Source organism: Chryseobacterium sp. (assembly GCF_022869225.1).
Lineage (GTDB): Bacteria > Bacteroidota > Bacteroidia > Flavobacteriales > Weeksellaceae > Chryseobacterium.
This window is the reverse complement of record NZ_JALIHL010000001.1, coordinates 3,041,253-3,065,851: the sequence shown is the minus strand read 5'-3', so window position 1 is coordinate 3,065,851 and position 24,599 is coordinate 3,041,253. Positions and strand designations below refer to the sequence as shown.

At 32.3% G+C, this 24,599-nt stretch carries 23 protein-coding genes, 1 tRNA gene and 1 pseudogene; 14 read left to right on the top strand and 11 right to left on the bottom strand.

Features of this window, described 5'->3' with window-relative positions:
- The first annotated feature begins 44 nt into the window (after positions 1-44).
- From dgt to MUW56_RS14305, 4 genes are read left to right on the top strand one after another with little or no spacing between them, the layout of a single operon-like run.
- Positions 45-1,685 (top strand): dGTP triphosphohydrolase, encoded by a 1,641-nt coding sequence (gene dgt, locus MUW56_RS14320; protein WP_292013813.1) that lies wholly within the window; start codon positions 45-47, stop codon positions 1,683-1,685.
- Positions 1,666-5,451, top strand: a complete 3,786-nt coding sequence (locus tag MUW56_RS14315; RefSeq protein WP_292013812.1) for an N-6 DNA methylase — start codon at positions 1,666-1,668, stop codon at positions 5,449-5,451. Before dgt ends, MUW56_RS14315 begins: the two co-directional genes overlap by 20 nt.
- On the top strand, positions 5,441-6,067 hold the full coding sequence (locus MUW56_RS14310) for a hypothetical protein (protein ID WP_292013811.1): 627 nt from the start codon (positions 5,441-5,443) through the stop codon (positions 6,065-6,067). The genes MUW56_RS14315 and MUW56_RS14310 overlap by 11 nt, the downstream gene beginning before the upstream one ends.
- A gap of 5 nt (positions 6,068-6,072) precedes the next feature.
- Positions 6,073-6,306, top strand: a complete 234-nt coding sequence (locus MUW56_RS14305) for a hypothetical protein (RefSeq protein WP_292013810.1) — start codon at positions 6,073-6,075, stop codon at positions 6,304-6,306.
- Positions 6,307-6,344: 38 nt separating this feature from the next.
- Here MUW56_RS14305 and MUW56_RS14300 read toward each other — a convergent pair.
- The 10 genes and pseudogenes from MUW56_RS14300 to mce form a co-directional block, all read right to left on the bottom strand.
- A pseudogene (locus MUW56_RS14300) lies at positions 6,345-7,285 on the bottom strand (DUF3871 family protein).
- Between the two features lie 226 nt (positions 7,286-7,511).
- A complete protein-coding gene (locus MUW56_RS14295; protein WP_292013809.1) occupies positions 7,512-8,465 on the bottom strand; it encodes an AAA family ATPase in 954 nt (317 codons plus the stop codon).
- 105 nt (positions 8,466-8,570) lie between these two features.
- Positions 8,571-8,882, bottom strand: a complete 312-nt coding sequence (locus MUW56_RS14290) for a phage antirepressor KilAC domain-containing protein (protein ID WP_292013808.1) — start codon at positions 8,880-8,882, stop codon at positions 8,571-8,573.
- A gap of 2 nt (positions 8,883-8,884) precedes the next feature.
- Positions 8,885-10,093 carry a site-specific integrase gene (locus MUW56_RS14285; protein WP_292013807.1) on the bottom strand — a complete coding sequence of 403 codons (1,209 nt, stop codon included), beginning with the start codon at positions 10,091-10,093 and terminating at the stop codon, positions 8,885-8,887.
- Positions 10,094-10,209: 116 nt separating this feature from the next.
- Positions 10,210-11,529: a DUF3987 domain-containing protein gene (locus MUW56_RS14280; protein WP_292013806.1), complete on the bottom strand. Its 1,320-nt coding sequence runs from the start codon at positions 11,527-11,529 to the stop codon at positions 10,210-10,212.
- Complete coding sequence (locus MUW56_RS14275) at positions 11,516-11,962, bottom strand: hypothetical protein (RefSeq protein ID WP_292013805.1); 447 nt, start codon at positions 11,960-11,962, stop codon at positions 11,516-11,518. Before MUW56_RS14275 ends, MUW56_RS14280 begins: the two co-directional genes overlap by 14 nt.
- On the bottom strand, positions 11,955-12,200 hold the full coding sequence (locus MUW56_RS14270; RefSeq protein ID WP_292013804.1) for a helix-turn-helix domain-containing protein: 246 nt from the start codon (positions 12,198-12,200) through the stop codon (positions 11,955-11,957). The genes MUW56_RS14275 and MUW56_RS14270 overlap by 8 nt, the downstream gene beginning before the upstream one ends.
- Before the next feature lie 123 nt (positions 12,201-12,323).
- Positions 12,324-13,184, bottom strand: coding sequence for a hypothetical protein (locus MUW56_RS14265; protein ID WP_292013803.1), 861 nt, complete (start codon positions 13,182-13,184; stop codon positions 12,324-12,326).
- Between the two features lie 87 nt (positions 13,185-13,271).
- Positions 13,272-13,345 (bottom strand) — tRNA-Ile (locus MUW56_RS14260).
- A 62-nt stretch (positions 13,346-13,407) separates the two neighbouring features.
- Entirely contained in the window at positions 13,408-13,806 is a 399-nt protein-coding gene (gene mce / locus MUW56_RS14255; protein ID WP_292013802.1) for a methylmalonyl-CoA epimerase, read from the bottom strand.
- 93 nt (positions 13,807-13,899) lie between these two features.
- Here mce and rbfA point away from each other — a divergent pair, with 93 nt between their 5' ends.
- From rbfA to MUW56_RS14220, 7 genes are all read left to right on the top strand, one after another.
- Complete coding sequence (gene rbfA, locus MUW56_RS14250) at positions 13,900-14,259, top strand: 30S ribosome-binding factor RbfA (RefSeq protein ID WP_291934406.1); 360 nt, start codon at positions 13,900-13,902, stop codon at positions 14,257-14,259.
- 3 nt (positions 14,260-14,262) lie between these two features.
- Entirely contained in the window at positions 14,263-15,468 is a 1,206-nt protein-coding gene (locus tag MUW56_RS14245) for an ABC transporter permease (protein WP_292013801.1), read from the top strand.
- Between the two features lie 79 nt (positions 15,469-15,547).
- Positions 15,548-17,269 (top strand): endonuclease, encoded by a 1,722-nt coding sequence (locus MUW56_RS14240; RefSeq protein ID WP_292013800.1) that lies wholly within the window; start codon positions 15,548-15,550, stop codon positions 17,267-17,269.
- A gap of 121 nt (positions 17,270-17,390) precedes the next feature.
- Positions 17,391-18,119 (top strand): shikimate dehydrogenase, encoded by a 729-nt coding sequence (locus MUW56_RS14235; RefSeq protein WP_292013799.1) that lies wholly within the window; start codon positions 17,391-17,393, stop codon positions 18,117-18,119.
- 86 nt (positions 18,120-18,205) lie between these two features.
- Positions 18,206-20,008 carry a DUF349 domain-containing protein gene (locus MUW56_RS14230; RefSeq protein ID WP_292013798.1) on the top strand — a complete coding sequence of 601 codons (1,803 nt, stop codon included), beginning with the start codon at positions 18,206-18,208 and terminating at the stop codon, positions 20,006-20,008.
- Positions 20,009-20,072: 64 nt separating this feature from the next.
- Positions 20,073-21,098 carry a bifunctional diaminohydroxyphosphoribosylaminopyrimidine deaminase/5-amino-6-(5-phosphoribosylamino)uracil reductase RibD gene (gene ribD / locus MUW56_RS14225; protein WP_292013797.1) on the top strand — a complete coding sequence of 342 codons (1,026 nt, stop codon included), beginning with the start codon at positions 20,073-20,075 and terminating at the stop codon, positions 21,096-21,098.
- A gap of 111 nt (positions 21,099-21,209) precedes the next feature.
- Positions 21,210-21,815, top strand: a complete 606-nt coding sequence (locus MUW56_RS14220) for a YigZ family protein (RefSeq protein WP_292013796.1) — start codon at positions 21,210-21,212, stop codon at positions 21,813-21,815.
- On the opposite strand, the gene MUW56_RS14215 is transcribed toward MUW56_RS14220, so the two are convergent.
- Positions 21,812-22,522 (bottom strand): zinc metallopeptidase, encoded by a 711-nt coding sequence (locus tag MUW56_RS14215; RefSeq protein WP_292013795.1) that lies wholly within the window; start codon positions 22,520-22,522, stop codon positions 21,812-21,814. The genes MUW56_RS14220 and MUW56_RS14215 overlap by 4 nt on opposite strands.
- Positions 22,523-22,627: 105 nt before the next feature.
- Here MUW56_RS14215 and MUW56_RS14210 point away from each other — a divergent pair, with 105 nt between their 5' ends.
- From MUW56_RS14210 to MUW56_RS14200, 3 genes are all read left to right on the top strand, one after another.
- The gene (locus MUW56_RS14210; RefSeq protein WP_292013794.1) at positions 22,628-23,779 is read left to right on the top strand and encodes a GTP cyclohydrolase; all 1,152 of its coding nucleotides are present in this window, start codon (positions 22,628-22,630) and stop codon (positions 23,777-23,779) included.
- 111 nt (positions 23,780-23,890) lie between these two features.
- The gene (locus tag MUW56_RS14205) at positions 23,891-24,067 is read left to right on the top strand and encodes a hypothetical protein (RefSeq protein WP_292013793.1); all 177 of its coding nucleotides are present in this window, start codon (positions 23,891-23,893) and stop codon (positions 24,065-24,067) included.
- A gap of 122 nt (positions 24,068-24,189) precedes the next feature.
- On the top strand, positions 24,190-24,561 hold the full coding sequence (locus MUW56_RS14200; RefSeq protein WP_047382179.1) for an NADH-quinone oxidoreductase subunit A: 372 nt from the start codon (positions 24,190-24,192) through the stop codon (positions 24,559-24,561).
- Positions 24,562-24,599: the final 38 nt, after the last annotated feature.

Genomic DNA, 24,599 nt, shown 5'->3' with positions numbered 1-24,599 from the left:
TAATTAAATCTATAAGGTTTATATTTACATAAAAACTAATAATTATGGATTGGACAAAACTATTGTCATCAGAAAGAATAAGGAGATCAACACCAACAGACAGGAGAAATGCGTTTGAAAGTGATTATGGAAGAATAATTTATAGCCCTGCATTAAGAAGAATGCATGATAAAACACAAGTTTTCCCTTTAACAACCGATGATAATATTCATTCTAGATTAACACATTCCAATGAAGTTATGTCTTTAGGTTATACTTTTGGAATAAAATTATCAGAATCTGAAAAGTTTCAAAGAATAACAGGCAAAACAGAATCAGAATTATTTAGAATAATTCCTATATTGTTACAAAATATATGTTTAGTTCACGACATAGGAAATTCACCTTTTGGACATTTTGGAGAAACAATTATTTGCAATTATTTTAAAGAGTTGTTTGAAAAAGAAAAGGAATATTTTAGTGCTCTAACTCCACATCAAAAAAGTGATTTTGTTCATTATGATGGCAATGCACAAGGCTTAAGAGTTCTAACTAAATTACAAATATTAAATGATCCTTTTGGATTAAACTTAACATATGCAACACTTGCTTCATCAATAAAGTATCCTAATTTCAAAAAAATAAATAAGTTAAAGAAAAAAGAAAAAGAAACTATTGGTGAAATTTTTAATGATAATTTTATTGAAAACAATAAACATGGCATTTTTTACTCTGAATTAGAATATTTTGATCTTATTGTTAATGAAACAGGTTTAAAATTAGGAGATAGAGAACTGAGACATCCCCTTTGCTATTTAATGGAAGCAGCAGATACAATAGCATATTTATGTATGGATATGGAAGATGGCTTTAACAAGGGTATTTATTCTTTAGATCATATTGCAAAAAAATTTAGACAGCATAAAGAAATAGAGGTTTGTAAAGAGGTTTATGATATACTAACCGATAAATTTCAAGATGAAACTTACAAAATTGTTAGTGCTAGAATAAAACTAATTGCATATTTTGTCAAAATTAGCTTTGACAATTTTATAAATAATCTTGATAGAATTGAGAATGGGACTTATAATGAGGAATTAATTGAAGATGATAACAACAATGTTTATGAAATTGTTAAAAGCTTTAGTACTGAAATTTTCAAATCTAGAGAAATTAATAATTTAGAATCAACGGGATATTCGGTTATAGTAGGACTATTAGAATTCTACATAGATTTCATATTCTTAAAAAAAGATGATAGTTTTGCAAACAGAACCACAGCTTTAATTTCAAAATCAATAATTGATGCTGCAATAGAAGAAAACTTAATTAAAACATGTGAGAGAAAAATTGAAAATATTATTACAGATTTACAATCAAGACAAAAAATATTTCAAGAAAAAGACAATATTGATAACAAGCTAAATAAGAATATTAATAAAGCTTTAGCTATACAAAATTATTTTTCGAAACTTTCCCCAATATATTTGGAATTATTTGAAAAACAAAAAAAACAAAAACTCACTGCTGAAGAATATAAAAGATTGTCAAAAGTAAGATTTAAAATTATTAAAAATATAAATCCATGTTTTAATGATTTGGATCTCTATTATAAGCTTAGAGTTGTTGTTGATTTCATTAGCGGAATGACTGATCAATATGCATTAAAGCACTACCAAAAAATAAGTGGACAAAGAATTAATTAGTACAGAAACACATATTAAAAATGAAGCTAAATATTTTTTACAATATTTAGAAAAAATTACTGTGGCAGAAATAATAGATTTCATAGAAAGTCTGTCACAGTTTTCTGATATATATATATTTAGTGGGGTAATTAGAAATTTTTTCATACAGTATAATGAAAAAGCAAGAGATATAGATATCGTTTATCAGGGAGATGATTTAGCATTAAATAATTTTTTAAAAAATTATGATTTCCGAATTAATAGTTTTAATGGATATAAGATCAATTTAGCAGGGTTTACTATTGATTTATGGAAAGTTGAATCTACTTGGGCAATCAAGAATGAAAAAATAAGATGGGAATTATTTGATGCTTATGTTTTGCCAAAATCAACATTTTTTAATTTTTCATCAATAATATTTGATTACAAGGCTCAAAGCTTTTTATTTACTAATGATTTTACTAATTTCCTAGATACTAATATTTTAGATTTAGTTTTAGAGGAAAACCCTTTACCTCAATTATGCATTTTAAATACAATTTATTATAAAGAAAAATTTAATTTAAAAATCTCTGAAAGATTAAAACAATTTTGTGTTGATAATTTTAATCATTACTCGAATGAAGACTTTAATAAAATTCAGATTAAACATTTCTCTGAAATTAAATATTCATACAGCGATTTAGAAGAATTTATAAATATTTTTAAAAAGACAAATTCTCTATTAGAACAGCTTAATTTATTTCAAAAAGAAGAATTATTTTATTTTGATGATTTATTTAAAGAAAGTACTGATTTTCTAAATAGTAGAGCCAAACAATCATTGATTGATCTTTCTCCAACTGCCTTTTTCTGTATTAAAGGAGAACCATTAATATTATTTTTTGAAAATTATAGAGATTCTGATAAGCAAGAAGAGATAGAGATACAAATTTGGAATTTTAACCAATCCCCCATAATTTTCATTAATGATGGAAAACAATGGATAATAAAAAATGGATTTAAACTATTAAATAGTAGAACAGGTCTTGATGTAATAAAAAATAGTAATCTTAAGGATTTTGATTATTTTGAAATTATAACAGGAAAAACTTGGGATAAGTTTCAAAAGCAATTTAAACAAGAAAATAGAGTTGATTATTTTCTATTAAATAATATAAGTGAATTTAGAAAAAAGTTAATATTAGATTATAATTTAAATTCTAAAATTGCCAACTCATTAATTGGAAGATCCATCTTTATACGCTATTTAATAGATAGAGAAATAAATCTAGATAAATATAAAATCAAGAATCAGAATGATTTTCATAATATACTCGCAGAAAAAGAAGATTGCTATAAATTATTCACTGAAATTTTAGAAGATTTTGGAGACAATCTTTTTCCGTTAAAGTATAAAATTGATGAGGAAATAATTTCAGAGAATGAATTTGTTACTAATGAACATTTATCAATTTTAATAGCTTTATTAAAAGGTGGAAAATTACTAAAAGATTCAACAATATTATCATTATTTAACTTATATGATTTTTCTATAATTCCAATTGAATTCATTAGTAATATTTATGAGAGATTTATTGGAGCCGAAAATCAAGCAATAAAGGGAGCATACTATACACCTTTATTCCTAGTTGACTATATTGAAAAAGAGACAGTTAAACTTTTTTTCAACAATAATAATGAAACTTTTAACTGTAAAGTTTTAGATCCAGCATGTGGGTCTGGAGTTTTCTTAGTTGAGACTTTAAGATTAATAATCAATCAGTATAAGAAAATAAATCCTTCATATAAAGATAGTGAAGACAATTATAAAAAATATAAGATTGACTTAATAAATTTATTAACTGCAAATATTTTTGGAATTGATAAAGACGAAAATGCTGTTAGTGTTGCTATCTTTTCCCTATACATAACTTTATTAGATAATCTTGTTCCTAAAAGCATTAAAGACTTTAAACTACCAACATTAGTTAACAAAAATTTTTTTGTTGCCGACTTCTTTGATTTAAATCATGATTTCAATATTAAATTGAAAAAGCATTCTTTTGAATTTATTTTAGGAAACCCTCCCTGGAAAACTAAACATGCTAAGGAAAAACAGTTGTTTGAAAAATATGTTGAAAATAGAAAAAGAAAAGAAGGATCTAATCTTGAGATTGATAATAGAGAAATTGCAGAAGCATTTTTAGTCAGAGTTTCAGATTTTAATTTTAATGAAGCTGCTTTAATAGTTGTAAGTAAAATTCTATATAAAATAAGTAGAAAAAATAAAAAAGGAATTTTTAGAAATTATCTATTAAATAATTTCTCTCTTAGAAAGATTATTGAACTCTCATCTGTCAGACACCAAATATTTAACCAATCAAGTGATAGTGCAATTGCACCTGCAACTATAATATTTTATAAAAAACAGAGTGATGAAAACCTATTAAGAGAAAATATAATAAAACATATCTCACTTAAGCCAAACATATTTTTTGAAGTATTCAAGTTAATGATTATTGAAAAATATGATATAAAAGAAATCACACAAGGTTTTCTTATAGATGAAGATTGGATATGGAAAGTATTAGTTTATGGAAATATATTAGACTACCAATTTATAAAAAGATTTAAGTCAACAAAATCTATTTATGACTATATAAATAATGAAAAAAACTTTTTGTTTGGCAAAGGTATAATTGTGAATGGTGGTGATGAAAATAAAATTTTAGATCATAAGAAGATAGATCATTCTATTATTTCAAAACAGAAAGGGTTAACACCTTTTAATATTGAATATTCAGCAAATTTTCTTAAAAATCTACAATATGTCCATAGACCAAGAAAATTGTCTCTATTCAAAGCACCTGTATTACTTGTAGGTAAGGGTATAACTAGTGAATTTAGAGCTAAAGCAGCTATTTCATCAATAGATGTTATTTATACTGATGCAATAACAGGCATAAAACCATTGAATGATTATGCTAAAAATATTATATATACTCTTGAGAGCTTATTTAATTCTGATTTTTTTAGTTACTTCTTATTACAAACTAATTCTTCCATAGGAATTGAGAGGGAGCAATCACATGATAAAGATGACAAATTTTCAATTCCGCTCATAATTGATGAGAATGGTGTCTTAAAAACATACTCTGAGGAATTGAAACTTTTATTTAGTCAGAGAAATGCTAGAGATTTTTCAGATTATGAAAGTCAAGACTTAGAAAAACAAATATTAAAAGTAGAGAAACAAATCAATAATTTTCTAAATAAGCTATACAACATTTCACCAAGTGAAAAGGCTTTAATAAGTTATGCAAATGATGTCACAATTCCCTTATTAAAAGGAAGTATTGAAAGTAAAAGAAAGCTTATAGGTAAAATTAAATATAAAGAGAACTTTCTGGAAAATTATGCTGACATATTTAATGATCACTTTAGTAAAAGATTTAAATCTGATGGCAACTATTTTGAAACAGAGATCCTATGGTCTGAATTTACCATTTTAATGAAATTCAAAATAATACCAACCCCTTCAACAAGTATTAATGCTATTCAATGGAGTAAAAATGATAATAATGAATTACTAACCTTCCTAATTAAATTAGGTTTTGAAAAATTAAGTGAAAATTTATATTTACAAAAAGATATTAAAGGCTTTGAAGATGATTTCTTTTATATTGCAAAACCAAATCAATACAAATCTTGGCACACAGCATTAGCATACCTAGATCTAGCTGAATTTATTGAGGCTTTTTTCAAACTTGATAATGGAGAATATATAAAAAATGAAAATTAATAAGCCTAAATATATAAGACAATATATTAACGAGAATTTTGAGTATATCTTATCTCAAATATATCTATGTTATATAAAAATGCTAGAAGATTTTGATTGTATTGAAAATAATGAGAATAAAATTAAGAATAGACTTTACAAAGATTATTTAAACAATCAAATTATAAGAGATCAACTAGGATTAAATAATTTTATTTTTAAAACAGAGACAGCTTTTATAGATGATAATTATAATGAGAGAGGTTATTCTGATATTGAAGTGATTGATTTAAAAAAAAGCTTCTACTCTACTGAATCATCTTACATCATTGAATGTAAGAGATTGAATGGTAAATCACCACTTAATAAAAGTAGCTTATATAATGCATATGTAAAAGAGGGTATAGATAGATTTGTTGATGAAAAATATCCAACATATTATGGTGTTAATGGGATGTTAGGTTTTTTTGTAGAGAAAACAGATATTGAGAAGCAATGTAAATTTTTCACTAAATTCTCTGAATATAAATTCATAAGCAACTTTGAATTTTCTTATAAATCAAAACATATAACTAAATCTGGTAAAAATTTAACATTATATCATATAATGTTAGACTTTTCAAATAAAATAAAATAAAATAAATGGAAGATAAAATAATTTGTAGCATTAATTCCATGAAAAAAGGAATGCTTGATAATGATTATACATTTTATGAGAGTGGCAAAATAAAACATTTATATGATAAGAGTCAATGGAATCTTAATCATGAAGAATGGCTAACTGAAAATGAAATAAGTGAAAATGAAAAAGAAAGGTTAATAATAGACTGCCCAGAAGAATTTAAAGATAGAATAAAAAAAATATTATATCCTTAGTGTAAAAACCTCTTCCATAATGGAAGAGGTTACAAGAATTAACTCAAAAACCAATGATAATCAGAATCATCATTGAGTGCTTGTTGAATACCTTTTGAAAACTCAAAGGCATTCAAATTTCTATCTAAAAATGTATCTATATAACTACTCTTATTAGCTTGCGTAAAGAGATTATATACATTCCATAGGTTAATATCTCCATTATCAGCCTTACAGAAACTTTCATCATCATAATAATCTTTAGCAATGGTATTGAGCTGGCTGTCATTAAAAGTAAGTTGTGGAATATTCAACCTTTGCTTTTCAGGTTTAGAAATATGCTGATACAGTCTTGTTTTACCTAATAATTGAGCAAACTGATGCTCAGTTAAGTAATGATCTGAGAATTCTTTCATTTCCAATAGATGCTTTTGTGCATTGTATTCTGTTAAAATGTTCATAATTTTATTCTGCAACTCTTGGTATGAACTTACTCTCATGTCATCTACAAAGCCATCACTCCAAACACACAAGTTGCAACATACTTTGTTTTGGAAGCCAATGAAGAACTTAAACTTTTCAAAAGTCTTTTTATTATATAAGTTCTCTTGATTATAGGCTCTAACTCCCCCTACTGTTAATGATAGATCATTACCATTAATAGTGTCAGTTATACCAGGAATTCTGATAATAAATGCCATCCTCTCAAAATACTGTGTTCTTTCATGGTCTAATAAATCTTTTGCATTCTTGTAAATGGCATCAGGAGTTCTGCCTTTAATTTGGTGTGAAACTCTTATTTCAGGCTGCATAAAAAATTGATGAGAAAACACCTTACTAATACAGTCCTGTGTAATGTCAATAAATTCCTGATGAGCAATGGTTTTTCATTATCCTTGGAGAATACAGGAATGATACAATCATTCTTTAGCTGGTAGAGATTGACTTCTTGTGTATTTGCTTCAATGAAAGGTTTGTACTCATATGTTTTCTCTTCCATTGGTTTATTTTCCTGGTGAACTTCAATTCTTTGAAGAGAACTATCAAACTCTTGCCAGACTTTATCTTGTTCTAATTCAGTTGAAACAGCACCAGGAATAAAATAATCCTGATTTGAATGATGAGCTGTGCCATTGTTCATCTTGCTTTCATACAGAGAAATTTCTTTGAGATTCTGTGCTGGTTTAAGCTCAAATGCTTCTTCTAATGTAGCTGGTCTGATTTTATTAATGGTGTCCATTGGTTGAAAAGTTTTGAGGGTTGGATAATTTGATTAAGAATGATTTTCTGGCTTCATATTGAGGTCTTAGTTCTTCCTGGTATTCAGGATATTGTTTATAGATAGCTAAAAGCTCTGCAATCGTATTACTGGTTTTAATCTTAGTTAGAATATCATCTTTAGATAAGTAATTTATACCAGGATCAAAAGTAATAGGTTTGATAGAGCTTTGAGGACTGGCAGGGGAATCAATACTATTTGAAGCAGTTGCAGTTTCTGCAATTCCAGAATTACACCAGTTCAATATTAATTTACCTGTTTCAGAGGTAATAATAAATTCAGGTTTATTCATAAACAGTCCTGTTCTGTCTTTACTTGCTTTAGCCAGATGGTTTTCATTGACTAGCTCAAAGTTGATGGTTAATTCATATTCAAAACCATCTCTGGTAATCTCTTTTGTTCCATGCTTTACTACTTGGGTTTTACCATTGCTCCCAACATCTAAAGAATAGTCTATTTTTCTCCTGGTGGTAGTAATGATATGGCAACTTGACTGTAATATCTTATTGATAAAAGCTTGGTGGCGCGGTGTGACATTGGCCCAATCTTGAAACCTCCCACCTAGTTTCTCGTGAATATCAAGACATCCACCTGTACCATTCCATTCATGGCTAACTGAATCTATGATAATTAAGTCAATTCCTGATTTCTCACACAATTCAATAGCCTGAATATACCTTTCAGGGGAGTAAGGTGCTTGTAGATCGAGAACGTTGTAATTCCCCAAATCTGAATATAAAGAAGCAGAGGAATTTTCTGTATCTATAACAGCTATTTTATTCCAATCTTGTGTCATTCCATAAGCTAATAATAAGGCTGATTTAGTCTTTCCAAACCCTGATGCACCAGATAATCCTAATCTGAGCTTTACTTGTTGTCTTTGTGACTGTTTTAATTGCATACGTTTTAAAATTTAATTGTTAATATTTTCTGTTTAATGATTCATCTTTTAAATGAAAAAAGGTTAATCTCATATTGAAATTAACCTTAATAAATTTTTAATATATTAGCCTTCAAGCCAATTATCTGGACTTCTACACCATCTATCCTTTACATATTTTAATCCTTTTGGAGTAATCAAAGTTGTATAATCTCCCGGATTATTTTTTTTACTTATCAAGTATCCCTCTTTCATTAATTCTTTATGTGGAAAACCATTTTTATAGATCATTCCTTTAACTCTCATAAAATGATATAAAGTCATGTCATCAAGATTTCTCGGATCTATTTTCTCAGCTGCCTGTTTTATTGTATAAATATAGTTTATGCAATCCTCTTCATTAACTAAGAAAAAGTTTTTCTGTTTTTTATTATTCATATTTATAATTCTATTAATTTTGTCATTTCCTTATCTAAATCTTCATTTTCAAAATCTTTAAGATATGTCATGGTAATCTGAACATCACTATGCCCCATCATTTCTGAAATTTTTGACACACTTGTTCCTGAATATTTAAGTATCGTTGCAAAACTATGCCTAGCAACATAAGAAGAAAGTGGTTTATCAATCTCTGCCAATTTTCCGACTTCTTTTAGTTTGGAGTTATAGCGGCTTAATACTTTATGCTTCCTATTAGCAATCTGAATAGGGGTTAAATCATCTTGCAAGAGAATAGGAAATACATACTGGGAATTCCTTTTCTGGGCTTTGTAAAAATCAATAATATCTTGCATAGGCTGGATAATCTCGATATTAAAACTGGCTTTCGTTTTAGACCTTACGTAATAAATCCTACCGTCCTGAATATCTGACCATTTAAGCTTCATCATATCAATAAAGTTCATTCCCCTTGCATAGATGGAAAACATAAAATAGTTGTATGCTTCACGCAGATGTGGCGACTTGGATAAATCAACATCTTTCAGCTTTTTAAATTCATCTATACTAAGCGCCTTCTTATTGTTTACTGATTTAAGCTTTGAAACTTTATAAGTCTCAAATGGATAATGTTCTTTCGTGATAAGCTTACGTTTTATAGCTTTATTAACCAATGCTCTCAAATGCCTCATCTTAAAGCTTATTCCACCGTTACCATTTCCTCTTTCCCTTAAACTGACTTCGTACTTTTCCAGCAAAACAGGAGTTATATCATTAATTCTTAACTTCTTACCTCCAAAACCAACAAAAGAATCTTTAGTATCTTTATATGCTCTTGCATTTCCAATTCTTCCTGAACGAGTTAATTCATCAATAATTTCATCAAAGAACCCAGCTACAAAGACATTCTGTTCCGTTGTTTTATTTTTGAACTTATATTCAAACTCTTCAAGACTGAAGTTTTTACCTTCATTCTGAAAGTCTCTTATAATCTTATTGGCTCTTGCCTTGAAGCTGATAAGCAGGTCATTTTCGACTTTATAGTCTGGATGCCCTTTCAGGAACTGTTCATTTTCAAAGTATTCTTTCCTACATTTTAAGCCTAAAGCAATATTTTTTCTTTTTCTGTCTTTGATGATTCGAAGGTAAACAGTGTACAAATTATTAGACATAGGTCTACTGTCAAGTACGATTTTAATACTTGTATTCATTATTTTATCTTTTAAATATTTTAGAGAAATAACTGCCCAATAGAATGTTCGATAAATTGGGCAGTTGATTTAAGTATAATTTTTTGAAATTGCAGAAATTGCAACTTTTACATCCTTTACATGAAGTTTCTGCTTCGTCTATAAAGCCCTTGCCTTATGGGAGTAATGATGTTTTTTTTCTTCCATTGTTTGAGCTTATCATCCATCGTTCTTTTAGGTATATTATGCATTTCTGCTAACTTAACAGCTTCGGCTCTGGTAAATTGAAAAGGCAGTCCAAATAATAATTTTTCATCATTTTCTGACAATATACCATCATCGAATGTATTATAAGTAATCAATGAGTGTTTTAGAAAAACCTTTGTTATCTCTAATGCCAATATAAAATCCACATTGGAACACACTAATTTTTTACCAGCAACAGAAATATTATTAATATTACGTAAAGCTGTTAATATCATTGCTACTCTGAATAAAATAAGTCCATGCCTATTGAGATTGGATATAAAAGATTGGGGATGAAAGTCCATTATTACCCCATGCATAACAGTAAGTTCTTTTAGAAATTTTCTTACCTGATTTTCAGTGAGCTTAAATTCTATCTCTCCCTTTTTTAAACCTACTAGTGTTTCATAAAGATTAAATACTTTTTTCGCTTCTTCTTCAAATACAGCATTATTGTTCCTGGTGCTGATCGAAAATACATTCTTAAACTGACTGATTTCATCAAAGGTATATACAATAAACCTTGAATACAAACCGTTTTCTTTGGATTTAATCAATGTTTTTAATTGTTCCGGCGTTCCACTCATCACCAGAGACAGTTTCGGCTCTTTAATATCTTCAAATATTTTCTCCATTTTTCGACTTATAGATATAGGCTCGTGGTGGAAACACTTCCTCAATATATCAGAATAATTACTCCAGTCATTATTGAGCATATTACTCATAGTATCTGCCTCCGATTCCATAATCAACAATCCATAATTAGAGGCTCCCATATACGTATACATTTCTGCTGTGGAAATATTTGCAGGCATTATTTTGATCTCTATTGATGGGCATGGAGCATCATCTTTTTCTTTGGATTCTTTCTTTTTTTCTTTACATTCTTTTTCTGCTTTAATACTGTTTTTCAAAGTCTGATCGTGAATTTTATCAATTAAAATCCTTGATTTATTCATCACTCCTTTACCTGATGCTGCCGGAGCAATAATCATTACATACAGATTGGAATAAATTTTATCTCCATCATAAATCCCATACAGATTGGGTAAACAAGCACTTAATACTCCAATAGATGATGTTAATATTATATCTCTTTCACGTCCTGTAAATGGATTAGTAATATTTTGCAATATTTTAGGAAGCCTACGATATACTCCTTCTTTAATCAGTTCGTTGATCACTCCGCCGTTTATTTTAAGCTGTTCCATTTTCTTGATATTTTTGAATTAATTCACCTGAATTAAGGGTAGGTTGCTTAATAACAGAATAACAATAATTATCATGCTCTAGTGCATTATCATAAGGCAAATCTATCTTCTTTTCAAATGTCTGATTTTCAATACACCCATTTGAATAGAAAGCTAAGTAACCTAATAATAAATCTGCCAACTTATAATCAAACTCATTACTAAATACAGGGATTGTAATTTCAAATATGTCATCATAAAAATGAACACAAATTCCGCGATATGTTTTACCCTCTAATTCATAATTAAATAGATTATCACCAAAACGAGTGATGATAAGCCCCTTAATCATCTTTGAAATTCTAGCATTAAAACCTTCTCCATCCGTTTTACCTATATCATATCTATCATCTTGTTCATAATGAACCAAATATTGCAACGTCCAACTATTCATGTTTTTTACTTTTAATTTTTGTTAATAATTCTTCTTCTAAAAGCTCCTTGCTTTTATTTTCATTTTGAAGCATCCAATAGTCTAAATCTGCTTTCTTGAAATAGATTTTACCGCCATTGGGTTTAAAATACGTGATTGTTCGCTGGGATGTTAATTTGTAAAGTAAACTTGGTGATACATCTAAGTACGCTAATGCTTCTTTAAAGCTTAAAATCTTTTTTTCGGATTTTATTTCCATTTTAATTTTATTTTATGATGCTGCTTGTGCGCACAATTTGCATCGATTTCTGATGTAAAATTAGTTTACTTCAAAAATGGAACACCGAAAGTGTGAGTGAGTTTGTGAGGGGAAATGTGAGTACTATAGTATTTCTTCAAAAATATCTTGGATATCCTCTGATAAATTATTTACCTCAGATAAAGGATTCCCATTTATGAGTCTTTGTTTTGAAGAATCGTAATTAGTAATAGTGAGAAATTTGCCTTGTTTCGTGAGAAATCGGTGTGATTGTTCAATTGAAGTAGGCTTAAAATTAGTGAATGCCTCTCTAATTTCTTCAAGAAAAGTAATCATGAGAGAATTGGAACATATAAACTTAATAGTTTTAGATGTTTCTACTTCTGTAAATACATCAATAAAATCTTCTTTTGAAAAATCAGAATCTATAATAAAGTGCCTTTGTGAAATATCATATAATTTATAGAAAAAAGAACGTTTGATATTTTCTTTTATTTTAAATGGAGATTCTTTAAAAATAGTGTTATCTTCGGAAATACTTTCTGAATTCCTATAAAATTTAAATTCAGAGGCAATGATCTTCAGATGTTGATTCAAAAATGTAAATTCTTGAATACTTTTATTGTTTAGAAGTAATTTAGAAGATTCTTCTATCTTATCCAAATAATTCGATATAGATTTATTGTTTATAAAACATATATTTATTCCCTCCTGAATCATATTTATAGACTCATATATTAAGTTGTCAAGAGTACGTTTAATATGATTTTCAAAAGAAAATTCAGCAAAGTCATTTGCACCAACAGAATATGAATCTTTATAAATTTGAAATATATGAGTATCCTTATTTTTTGATTTAATTCTATGACCAATTACTTTATTTTCAAAAGAAGCATAAAAACTCTTTAAGTCTTTATAAATACCAATATCTAAATAGGTATGTAATTCTCTAAAAGGATATAATATGCTACTTTTAATTTCCATTACTCAAAAATAATAAAATGTTGCAGTATTGTCGCAGTCAAAAAATAAAAAAGCACCTACATTTCTGTAAGTGCTTGATTTAAAAAGTGGTCCCACCTGGGCTCGAACCAGGGACCACCTGATTATGAGTCAGGTGCTCTAACCAACTGAGCTATAGGACCTCAAAACTTGGTTAAATTTTGTGTTTGCAAAAATAGTAAAATTTATTTCACTACAAAATTTTTTATTGCTTTTCTTGACAAAGTTCTACCAGCACGCCGTTTGTGGACTTTGGATGAAGGAATACAACTAATTTGTTATCAGCACCTTCTTTCGGTTCCTCGGAGATAAACTGAAATCCTTCATTTTTTAATCTTTTTACTTCTTCAAGGATATTTTCAACCCCAAAGGCCAGATGATGGATCCCTTCCGCCTTCTTTTCGATAAATTTTGAGATCGGGCTTTCAGGATTGCTGGCTTCCAACAGCTCAATTTTACTTTCTCCGGTCTCATAAAAAGAAGTCACTACCCCTTCCCTTTCTACCGTTTCTTTTTTGTAAGATTCTTTTCCTAATAACTTGGCAAAAAGCTCATCAGAGACTCCTAAAGACTTTACGGCAATACCGATATGTTCTAGTTTCATAAATACTAATAAATATAATTAAATCGTAAATTTGATACTGTAGCTTAATTTGAAAGTATCAATTCAAACAAAAGTACTAAATTTGCATAAATTATGGAAAGTAACAGACAAAGAAAAGTAGCACAGATCATTCAGGAAGACTTCGCAGAGCTTTTCCGAAAACAGGCTGCAGATAGCAAGCAGAGCATATTGGTATCCGTTTCAGACGTAAAAGTGACCGCAGATTTGGGTATTGCTAAAATTTATTTAAGCATTTTCCCACAGGAGTTCCGTTCTGCCGTAATGAAAGAAATCGAGGAAAATAAACCTCAATACAGAAATTTCATTGGCCAGAAAATGGCAAAACAGGTGCGTATCATTCCACAGCTTAACTTTTATTTAGATACGGCTCTTGATGATGTTGAAAAACTGGAAAGAGAATTAAGAGGCGAAGGCGACAATCCTGTTCTATAGATCTTGAAGAATATTGCATTTTACATAGCATCCAGATACCTTTTGGCTAAAAAAGGCAGTACTGCCGTTACGTTTATTACGTGGCTGGCGGTAGGCGCTATGACGGTTGCTGTGACTGCAATGTTCGTTATTATTTCAGTTTTTTCAGGACTGGAAGACCTGAATAAAGACCTTATTTCCAACCTTCATGCTGATTTAACGTTAAAAAGTACTTCGGGAAAAACCATTAAGAACCTGGACAAGGTCAATAGAATTTTACTCAGCAATAAAGAGATCAGCAGCTTTTCCCGCGTTATTGAAGAAAAAGTATACGTCAGCTTCAACGGGAAAGGAGACATTGCCTATTTAAGAGGAGTAGATTCCGCTTATATCAAAGTAAACCCTATCAATAAGGACGTTTTTTACGGAACCTTTCCCAGTTTCAAATATTCCAATGAGGTATTAATGGAAAACAGTCTGGACAACAGGCTTTCCATTCCTGTGGATTCTTCCAACCATTACGCCACCATCTTTATGCCTAAGCCGGGAACCGGTATTATTAATAAAGAAGAGGATATTTATAATAAAAGAGATATTCTCGTGACCGGTGTTTTCCCGGGAAAAGATCAATTGGACAATTACATTATTTCCCCTATTGAACTTACCGAAGAACTGCTTAGTTTACCAAAAAAGTCAGCTTACCAGATTGTTATTAAACTTAAAAATCCGGAAAATGCAGATGCTGTGAAACAAAGCTTACTTTCTGCTCTTGGCAAAAATATTGATATAAAAACCAAAGAAGAAGAAAATGCAGCCTTCTGGAAGATGATCAATACGGAAAAACTATTTATCTATTTAATATTTGCCTTGGTTATTTTTATTACGACCTTTAATCTTGCGGGAGCTATTATTATCCTTCAGCTGGATAAGAAAGAACAGGCAAAATCTCTTATCTCATTAGGTTTCCCTTTAAGCCATTTAAGGAGAACGTATTTCTATACCGGAATTCTCATTGTCATTTCGGGAGTGATCTCAGGATTAATTCTGGGTACAGCACTATGTTACTTCCAGCTTTACACAGAATTCTTCAGAGCCAATGAAGTACTTCCCTTCCCTGTAAAGATTGTTGGAAAAAATTATTTCATCGTCGCATGTACCGCTTCTCTATTTGGTATTGCAATCTCCTGGTTCTTCTCAAAAATCAGCAAAGAGTATATTACTAAAAATTAATATATTAAGTTTATATATTTAATACAACCTATCTTTTTCACTTTCGTTTTTTCGTACCTTTACGCCCCAATTTTAAAAAATGAAACGAATTTTATCCTTTTTTCTACTGAGTGTGATTTTTATCAACACTTTGGCACAGGCTCCGGCAGGATATTATGGCCCTGCAGCAGGTCTAACAGGGGCCGCTCTTAAAACAGCCCTTAAAACCATTATTACTAATGGGCATATAGATCATGGTTATAATGGCTTGTGGAACGGCTATGCTACTACTGACCGCGATTACTTTTATGAAAATGACGGAACGATTCTGGATATCTATTCTGAAAATCCAAATGGAGCGGATCAATACAGCTACACTTTAGGAGTCAACCAGTGTGGGACATATTCAGTTGAAGGGCAGTGCTACAACAGAGAGCACGTTATTCCTCAGAGTTTATTCAGCAGTGCTTCTCCAATGGTAGCAGACATTAATTTTATCCGCCCTACCGATGGGAAAGTAAACGGTATGAGATCCAACTATCCTTACGGTGTTGTGGGAAGCGCTTCTTTCACTTCTAAAAACGGATCAAAATTAGGATCATCCGTATCTCAGGGGTATTCAGGTACTGTATTTGAACCTATCGATGCTTTTAAAGGAGATATTGCCCGAATGATTCTTTATTTCGTTACAAGATATGAAGATAAGCTTGCTAATTTCACTTCCGGTGGAATGCTTGCCAATACTACATTTCCCGGTCTGCAGCCTTGGGCCCTTAATCAATATATAGCGTGGCACATCATGGATCCTGTATCCCAGGAAGAAATTGCAAGAAACAACGCTTCTTATAGCTATCAGGGAAACAGAAACCCTTTCATTGACCACCCTGAATATGTGGCTCAGATCTGGGGAACTCCGGTTCTCGATACACAGGCACCTACTGCAGCGACCAATCTGGCTGCCAGCAACCCTACTTCAAACTCTGTCGCATTAAGCTGGACAGCAGCTACCGATAACGTAGGAGTAGCTTCTTATCAGATTTATGCCAACGGTACTTTAAGAGCGACTGTTTCAGGTACTGCAACATCTACAACCGTAACCGGATTATCTCCGCTTACCCAATATACATTCTATATCATCGCAAAAGATGCAGCCGGAAACTCTTCACCACAAAGTACAACAGCCACAGCAACTACTCTGGATGGCCCGGTTGGCGGAAGTTGCGGAACAGAAGATTTTGAAATGATTACCGGTGCTGCAAACACTTATCTGACAGCCACCTGGACGAATAACGGAATTTCATGGACTGCAACAGACGCTAGAGTTGACCAGACCATCAACAATAAGGCTATAACAATCAGAAATGGTAATTTAACAAGCTCAACACTTTCAGGTGGAATTCAGAGCTTAACTTTAACAACACAGCTAAAATTTACAGGAATTGCTGGTAATATCAATGTTTTGATAAATAATGTTAATGTAGGAACCATCCCTTACAGTGATGTTGCAACCACTACCACCATTAACAACATAAACGTAAGCGGAAATATTGTGATTAAGCTGACAAATTCGTCTACTTCAAACAGAGTAGCCCTGGATGATCTTAGCTGGACATGCTACAGTACATTAGCCACTTCTGAAACTCAAAAGAACAAGTCAGACTTCACCATCTACCCTAACCCGGTAAGAAATAATGAGCTGTTTGTGAAAGGAGAAAACCTGGGCAAAATTTCAAAAGCTGAGATCTATGATCTTGCAGGAAAATTAATTCAAACGATTGCCCATCCTTTTAAAAATTCAAATAAAATCAACCTTCGGGAGTAATAAAAGGAACATATATCTTAAAAACAGATAATACAGCTACGAAATTTATCGTCGATTAATTATTAAAAAATATTTCAAACCAAAGGCCGGATTTATCCGGTCTTTTTTTTATTTTTGATCAATGGATTCCAATAAAAAATTAGGGTTGATAGGACGAAATATTTCCTATTCCTTTTCTAAAAAATTCTTCGAAAATAAGTTCCAAAAGCTTATGCTTAAAGATTTCTCCTACGATATTTTCGACCTGAACGAGATCAATGAAGTAGAAGATCTTCTTGCTTCCCCGGAACTTGTAGGTTTCAATGTAACCATTCCCTATAAAGAGAAAATTATGGATTATCTGGATGAATTAAGTGATGAAGCAGAAAAAATAGGCGCCGTCAATTGTGTTCTTATCCGGAATGGTAAAAAAACTGGATATAATACCGATGCCTTCGGTTTCGAAAAAACACTTCTCCTTCACAGAAAACCATCCCATGACAAAGCATTGATCTTAGGAAACGGAGGTGCTGCAAAGGCTGTAAAATATGTTTTAGACAAGCTGGGTATTCCATCCCAAACCATCTCCAGAAGTACAGAAATTAATTTTGAAAACCTGGACAAAGAAACCGTTCAGGAGCACAAAATAATCATTCAGTGTACTCCGGTGGGAACATTCCCCAACGTTGAGGATTGCTTGAATTTTCCTTTTGACGCCCTTTCTTCAGATCATCTGGTGATCGATTTAATCTACAATCCCAATTATACCCAGTTTATCATCAATGCTTCGGAAAAAGGAGCAAAAACAGTCAACGGTTATTATATGCTTGAACAACAAGCAGAAAAAGCCTGGGAAATTTGGAATGTTTGAAAAAAATAACATAAATTAGTACTTTAATTGGCTTTAGAGCTATATTCAAAGGATATTATTAACGCCACTCACATAAAAGATTTGCTATGATTACAGAAAACAATCTTTCTGACAACGAAGAAAAGAAAAATGCTAACGAAGTATCCCAGGAAACATCGGAAAATAAAGATTCCCATGATGTAGCTCCTCATGAAGATGATGCTGAGCATGCGGAAGAACATGAAGATGTTGACATTTCCCTGGCTGATGCTTTGAAAGAAATGGAAAAAATCATCAACACTCCCAACGCCGGTGAAAGCTTTAAAAAATTCAACCAGCTGAAGGAAAAAGCAAGTCATTACATCCACGATGAAGTGGAAGATAAAAAACATGAATATGTAGAAGCCGGAAACGCACCTGAAAACTTCAGTTACGAGCACTCTTTACAGTCCAGACTTTCTGCTTTGATCAATATTTTCAGAGAAAAGCATGATGACTTTCAAAAAGGACAGGAAGAGGAACAGAAAAAGAACCTTGAACACCGTCAGAACATCATTGAGAGACTTAAAAACCTGTACACCAGTTCTGAACCGGGAATCAACCTCTTTAAATCCATTCGCGAAATCAAAGAAGAATGGTCAAAAGCAGGACAGGTTGCAAAATCTGAATTTAAAATACTCAACAACAATTACTTCCACCATTTAAACCAGTTTTATCAGATGCTGGATTTAAATAAAGAATTTTTGGAACAGGAATACAGCCATAATTTAGAAAAAAGACAACATATCATTGCCCGCGCCCAGGAATTGGAAAACGAGCCGGTGATTCAGAAAGCTTTGAATGAGCTTCAGTATCTGCACAAACTTTGGAAAGAAGAAGCTGAGCCTGTGGCAGAAGAGTTCCGTGAAAAAACATGGGAAGAATTCAAAGAAATCTCCAATAAAATCCACGAAAGAAAATCTGAACTGTCTGCTGTTATCGAAAAAGAACAGACTGCCAATCTTGAAAAGAAAAATCAGATCATTGCTGAGATCAAAAAACTTTCCGAGCCTTCAGAAACACCCAACCACAGCTACTGGCAGAATGCCATTAAAAGAGTGGAAGATCTTCGTTCCGATTTCCTGAAAACAGGAAGTGTTCCAAGAAAACTTTCCAACCAGAACTGGAATGATTTCAAAACAACCCTGAGAGGCTTTAATACAACAAAAAACAATTATTACAAGTCTTTAAAAGGCTCCCAACAAGCCAATCTGGAAGAGAAATTAAAACTGATTCAAACGGCCAAAGACAATATGAACAATGAAGAATGGGATATTGTCGTTCCCCTGTTTAAAAAACTCCAGGAAGACTGGAAAAAAATTGGGCACGTTCCTAAGAGCATGACCAATAAAATCTGGGATGAATTCCGTGATGCATGTAATGCTTTCTTTAACAACTACAGAGAAAAAAGCAATACTTCTACCGATAACTGGAAAGAAAATTATAAAAATAAAAAAGCTCTTCTTGACGAACTGAAAATGGTTTCCAACGAAGAAGGGAGCATCGAAAAGATAGAACAGATTAAAACATCATGGAACAATATCGGAAAAGTTCCGCGTGATAAAATTTCAATCAATACAGAATTCAATAAGACTTTAAGAGAGAAACTGAAGATCAATAAGATCAATGAACTTGAACTGAAAGAAGAAGGTTTATCTGAAAACCAGCTTACCGATAAAGCAAGAAAGATCAAAAACCAAATCTCTGATCTTGAAGCTGAAATCGTAAAACTGGAAAACAACCTTTCTTTCTTCAACAAACCGTCAAGAGAAAATCCTCTTTTAAAAGATACATACAACACCATTGATGAGAAAAAAGCTCATCTGGAAACATTAAAACAGAATCTCCACAGCATTATCAGCGGAGATTAATTGATAACAAAATAAATAAAGGCGGAGCAAAGCAATTTGTCTTCGCTTTTTCTTTTTAACGAATATGACTAACGACGAATTCTACATTAAAAGATGCATTGAACTGGCCCGAAAAGCATTGGGCAAGACCTATCCGAATCCTTTGGTGGGAAGTGTAATTGTCCACAACGGAGAAATCATTGGCGAAGGTTACCATCATAAAGCCGGAGAAAATCATGCTGAGATCAATGCCATCAATTCCGTTAAAAATAAAGAGCTAATTCCAGAATCCACGATCTATGTTTCCCTGGAGCCCTGTGCCCATTATGGGAAAACGCCACCATGTGCATTAAAAATTAAAGAATTAGGCTTTAAAAAAGTGGTTATCGGCGCGATGGATTCCCATGATAAAGTCAACGGAAAAGGGAAAAAAATCATTCAGGATGCCGGGATTGAAGCCGTTTCAGGTATTCTGGAAGGGGAATGCCTTGAGCTGAATAAACGATTCTTCACGTATCATGAAAAGAAGAGACCTTATATTATTCTAAAATGGGCAGAATCCGCTGATGGCTTTTTAGATAAAGATTTCAAACCTACTGCGGTTTCAAATGTTTTGGTAAACCAGTTTGTCCATCAGTTAAGAGCTGATGAGCATGCCATTTTAGTAGGAACTCAAACCGCACTCAATGACAACCCGGCTTTAACCGTCAGAAATACTGAAGGAATCAATCCTGTAAGAGTATTAATTGATTTTGACCTCAAAGTCCCGGTTGATTTCAGGATTTACAACAATGAAGCGGGAACATTGGTTTTAAATTCCATTAAAGAGGGGACTGAAGGATCTATTCAGTTTATCAGGATAAAAAAAGAAAATTTTCTGCCGGAATTAATGGAAGCCCTGTATAAACAACAGATCCAATCTATCATTATTGAAGGCGGCCGCTTTACCCTGCAGCAGTTTATTGATGCGAAACTTTGGGATGAAGCTATTGTGATTAAAAATAATACTCTGAAACTGGAAAACGGCACAAAAGCTCCGCAATTTAATTATCCAGCTGGCAAAACGGAACAGTTCAGGGATAACCTAATTTCTTTTTTTAAATTAAAATAGGATTTTACCCTCAAAAAATAGAATACCGTCAAAATGACGGTATTTTTCATGGAATCCATACTTAGTTTATAAAGCATTTAATACTTTTGCAGATACAAAGCCGGTATCAGGATGACGTTCGAGTACAAAACCATAGAAAAACCTATAGAAAACACTTTAATAAAGGAGAAAGGAAGCAAATTCATCGGATTTGCTTATCCTGTGAATAATGAAAGTGAACTGAAAAATGCATTGGAAAAGATCAGAGAGGAGCATCCAAAAGCAACTCACCACTGCTATGCCTTCAGAATGGGACTGAACGGGGAAAACTACCGTGCCAATGACGATGGAGAGCCCTCAGGAAGTGCGGGCCTGCCGATCTATAATCAGCTGCTCGCCCATGAAATTACCAATGTACTGGTTATTGTAGTCCGTTATTATGGGGGAACCAAACTCGGGGTTTCAGGGCTGGTAAAAACGTACAAAGAATCTGCAAAGATCACTTTAGAAGAAGCCAGCATCATTACTAAAGAACTGGAAACAGAAGTTGAGATCCGGTTCAACTTTAACCAGCAGAATACTATTTTCACGCTGCTTTCAAAATTTGATGCTAAAGTTTTAAATTTTGATGCCAACGAAAACTGTATCCTTACCGCCTCATTAAAATTGGTCCAAAAAGAAAACATCTCGGAAAAATTATCCGAGATGCAATATGTTTCATTTGAATTTAAAGATTAATCCCTTCTTCCGCCAAGAAGCAGAGAACCCCAGTATAAAAGCTGGGCCAAAGATCCTATTGCGGCGACCACATATGTTCTTGCCGCCCATTTCAGACTATCCTGTACTCCGACAAATTCTTCGGCAGTTACAGCTCCTGTATCTTTAAGCCATTTCATCGCCCTGTTGCTGGCATCATATTCTACCGGTAAGGTTACAAAAGCAAAGAGTGTGGTCATCGCAAACATAGCCACTCCAACAGCCAGTACCGTAGTATTGCCATTGGGGTTTTCAATGGTCCGTGATGCTGCCATGATGGCGATCCCCGCTATAAGAACAAACTGCATCAGATTGGAACTTATGTTGACAATCGGAACCAGTTTTGAGCGTAAATTCAGCATTGAATATCCTACCGCATGTTGTACAGCGTGCCCGCATTCGTGAGCCGCCACTGCAGCTGCCGCTGCATTTCTCTGCATGTAAACTCCTTCGGAAAGGTTTACAGTCTTATCTGCCGGATTATAGTGGTCCGTCAACTGCCCGGGAACTGATATTACCTGAACATCATTAATCCCGTTATCTCTCAACATCTTTTCCGCTACTTCTTTCCCCGAAAGGCCATTTCGGAGATGGACATTGGAATAATATTCAAATTTCGATTTCAACCTGGACGAAACCCACCAGCTCACCAGCATTGAAATACCAATAATGATATAATAACCCGTCATTTTATATAGATTTTGTGTTTAATTTTTATCCATAATCATATAAAAACTGTGCCAAAGTATACAATATTATTATTTATATTTGTCCTTAAATTACCATCAAAAGTTATGTCTAAGGTTTCAATTATTGAAGTAAAAACAGCCGGTCAGCTCAAACAATTCGTAAAATTCCCGATGGATCTGTACAAAAACAATCCGTACTATGTTCCATCTTTTATTAAAGACGAAATGAAAATATGGGATGCAAAAGAAAATCCGGCATTCCATTATTCCGAATCCAAGCAGTTTCTGGCCATAAAAGACAGTAAGGTAGTGGGAAGAATTGCAGTAATTATAAATCATAAGGAGGAAAAAGAGCTAGATATCAAAAAAGTACGCTTTGGCTGGATAGATTTCACCGATGACACTGAAGTTTCTAAAGCGTTGATCCAGACAGCCATTGATTATGCCAAAGAACAAAACATCAATAAGATTGAAGGGCCAATGGGATTCACCAATCTTGACAAAGCAGGCATGCTGACAATGGGATTTGATAAACTGGCAACAATGATTGGAATTTACAATCATGCCTATTATCCTAAACATCTTGAAAATCTTGGATTAACCAAAGAAAAAGAATGGGTAGAATATGAGATGAATTTCCCGAAAGTACTTCCTGAAAAAGTAGAAAAATTTAGTGGGCTAATCGCGCAAAAATACAAATTAAGCGTTCTTAAATTCAAATCAAAAGAAGAAATTCTGCCTTATGTAGAACCTATGTTTAAGCTATTGGACGAAACCTATAAGCACCTTTCTACCTATACTCCAATTTCTGATGAACAGATCAAAACATACAAAGAAAAATATTTCCCATTCATTGATAAAAATTATGTGATCTGTGTAGTGGATGAAAACAAACAACTGGTTTCTTTTGCAATTACGATGCCTTCTTATTCTAAAGCTTTACAAAAATCAAAAGGAAAACTATTTCCTTTCGGATGGTGGCATTTCTTACAAGCCGGCAAAAAAAATGACAGAGCCAATTTTTACCTTATTGGGATTCATCCTGAATATCAAAGACGTGGTGTAACGGCTATTATCTTCAAAGAAATTTTCGTTCGATTTACCAGTATGGGAATTAATTTCGCAGAAACCAACCCAGAATTGGAAGAAAATAAAAGTGTTCAGCTTCTTTGGCAGGATTACAATCCGGTGAATCATAAGAGAAGAAGGACCTATTCACTGATGATTGATGATCAATACTACATGATCAATCGGTAAGCAAAAAATCCTGTTACTCATCAATAACTCAAACTATCCCCACTTTAAAACTCCTGATTACAGAACGAAAACCAGCTCTTAACTCACAACTAATTTTCCTACCTTTACTGTATGAAACCACAGCTTATTATTTTTGCTATTTTAATCGCAGGATTTATCGCCTATAACTTATTTTTCCGGTCTTTAGATGACAGGACCAATACGGCAATCAACATTGTATTTGCCAGCGTTCTTTTTGGATATATTTCATTTATGGCATACTCTCTCCTTAAAAAAATGAAGAAATAAGCCGTTATTTTTATTGATTCTAAATTGTAAAATTTCTCTATTTTCATCCTACTTTTAAGCTGATAAATTTCATGCTTTCTTGTTTATTCGCTAAATTTGCAAATTGAGATAATAATGCAAAAATGAATTTACCTGAAAGTTATATTCCAATCCTTATCCAGGCTGGTGTAGCAGTAGGATTTGTAGCTGTTTCTTTGCTTGGGGCACATTTCTTAGGGCCACAACAGAAAAAAGGAAACTCTGTAAAAAACCAAAGCTGGGAATGTGGAGTTCCTGCAGAAGGAAATGCAAGAACACCGTTTTCTATCAAGTACTTCCTGACTGCGGTATTGTTCGTACTATTCGATATTGAAATCGTATTTTTTTATCCCTATGCGGTAAACTTCAGAGAATTCGGCATGGAAGGATTTCTTGCTGTACTTACGTTCGTTGCGATCTTCTTCGTAGCATTTTTCTACGTTTGGAAACGCGGCGCGCTGGATTGGGATAAATAAAAGTAAAATTATGAATTGTGAATAATGGATTTTGAATC

What these genes read in the sequence shown, in the direction of transcription:
- MUW56_RS14200 (WP_047382179.1), top strand. Translation starts at nt 24,190, where the DNA reads ATGAATTTACCTGAAAGTTATATTCCAATCCTTATCCAGGCTGGTGTA.
- MUW56_RS14235 (WP_292013799.1), top strand. Translation starts at nt 17,391, where the DNA reads ATGGATTCCAATAAAAAATTAGGGTTGATAGGACGAAATATTTCCTAT.
- MUW56_RS14265 (WP_292013803.1), bottom strand. Translation starts at nt 13,184, where the DNA reads ATGGAAATTAAAAGTAGCATATTATATCCTTTTAGAGAATTACATACC.
- MUW56_RS14210 (WP_292013794.1), top strand. Translation starts at nt 22,628, where the DNA reads ATGTCTAAGGTTTCAATTATTGAAGTAAAAACAGCCGGTCAGCTCAAA.
- MUW56_RS14310 (WP_292013811.1), top strand. Translation starts at nt 5,441, where the DNA reads ATGAAAATTAATAAGCCTAAATATATAAGACAATATATTAACGAGAAT.
- MUW56_RS14215 (WP_292013795.1), bottom strand. Translation starts at nt 22,522, where the DNA reads ATGACGGGTTATTATATCATTATTGGTATTTCAATGCTGGTGAGCTGG.
- MUW56_RS14230 (WP_292013798.1), top strand. Translation starts at nt 18,206, where the DNA reads ATGATTACAGAAAACAATCTTTCTGACAACGAAGAAAAGAAAAATGCT.
- MUW56_RS14240 (WP_292013800.1), top strand. Translation starts at nt 15,548, where the DNA reads ATGAAACGAATTTTATCCTTTTTTCTACTGAGTGTGATTTTTATCAAC.
- MUW56_RS14205 (WP_292013793.1), top strand. Translation starts at nt 23,891, where the DNA reads ATGAAACCACAGCTTATTATTTTTGCTATTTTAATCGCAGGATTTATC.
- MUW56_RS14220 (WP_292013796.1), top strand. Translation starts at nt 21,210, where the DNA reads ATGACGTTCGAGTACAAAACCATAGAAAAACCTATAGAAAACACTTTA.
- rbfA (WP_291934406.1), top strand. Translation starts at nt 13,900, where the DNA reads ATGGAAAGTAACAGACAAAGAAAAGTAGCACAGATCATTCAGGAAGAC.
- MUW56_RS14285 (WP_292013807.1), bottom strand. Translation starts at nt 10,093, where the DNA reads ATGAATACAAGTATTAAAATCGTACTTGACAGTAGACCTATGTCTAAT.
- MUW56_RS14280 (WP_292013806.1), bottom strand. Translation starts at nt 11,529, where the DNA reads ATGGAACAGCTTAAAATAAACGGCGGAGTGATCAACGAACTGATTAAA.
- ribD (WP_292013797.1), top strand. Translation starts at nt 20,073, where the DNA reads ATGACTAACGACGAATTCTACATTAAAAGATGCATTGAACTGGCCCGA.
- MUW56_RS14275 (WP_292013805.1), bottom strand. Translation starts at nt 11,962, where the DNA reads ATGAATAGTTGGACGTTGCAATATTTGGTTCATTATGAACAAGATGAT.
- MUW56_RS14270 (WP_292013804.1), bottom strand. Translation starts at nt 12,200, where the DNA reads ATGGAAATAAAATCCGAAAAAAAGATTTTAAGCTTTAAAGAAGCATTA.
- dgt (WP_292013813.1), top strand. Translation starts at nt 45, where the DNA reads ATGGATTGGACAAAACTATTGTCATCAGAAAGAATAAGGAGATCAACA.
- MUW56_RS14305 (WP_292013810.1), top strand. Translation starts at nt 6,073, where the DNA reads ATGGAAGATAAAATAATTTGTAGCATTAATTCCATGAAAAAAGGAATG.
- mce (WP_292013802.1), bottom strand. Translation starts at nt 13,806, where the DNA reads ATGAAACTAGAACATATCGGTATTGCCGTAAAGTCTTTAGGAGTCTCT.
- MUW56_RS14290 (WP_292013808.1), bottom strand. Translation starts at nt 8,882, where the DNA reads ATGAATAATAAAAAACAGAAAAACTTTTTCTTAGTTAATGAAGAGGAT.
- MUW56_RS14295 (WP_292013809.1), bottom strand. Translation starts at nt 8,465, where the DNA reads ATGCAATTAAAACAGTCACAAAGACAACAAGTAAAGCTCAGATTAGGA.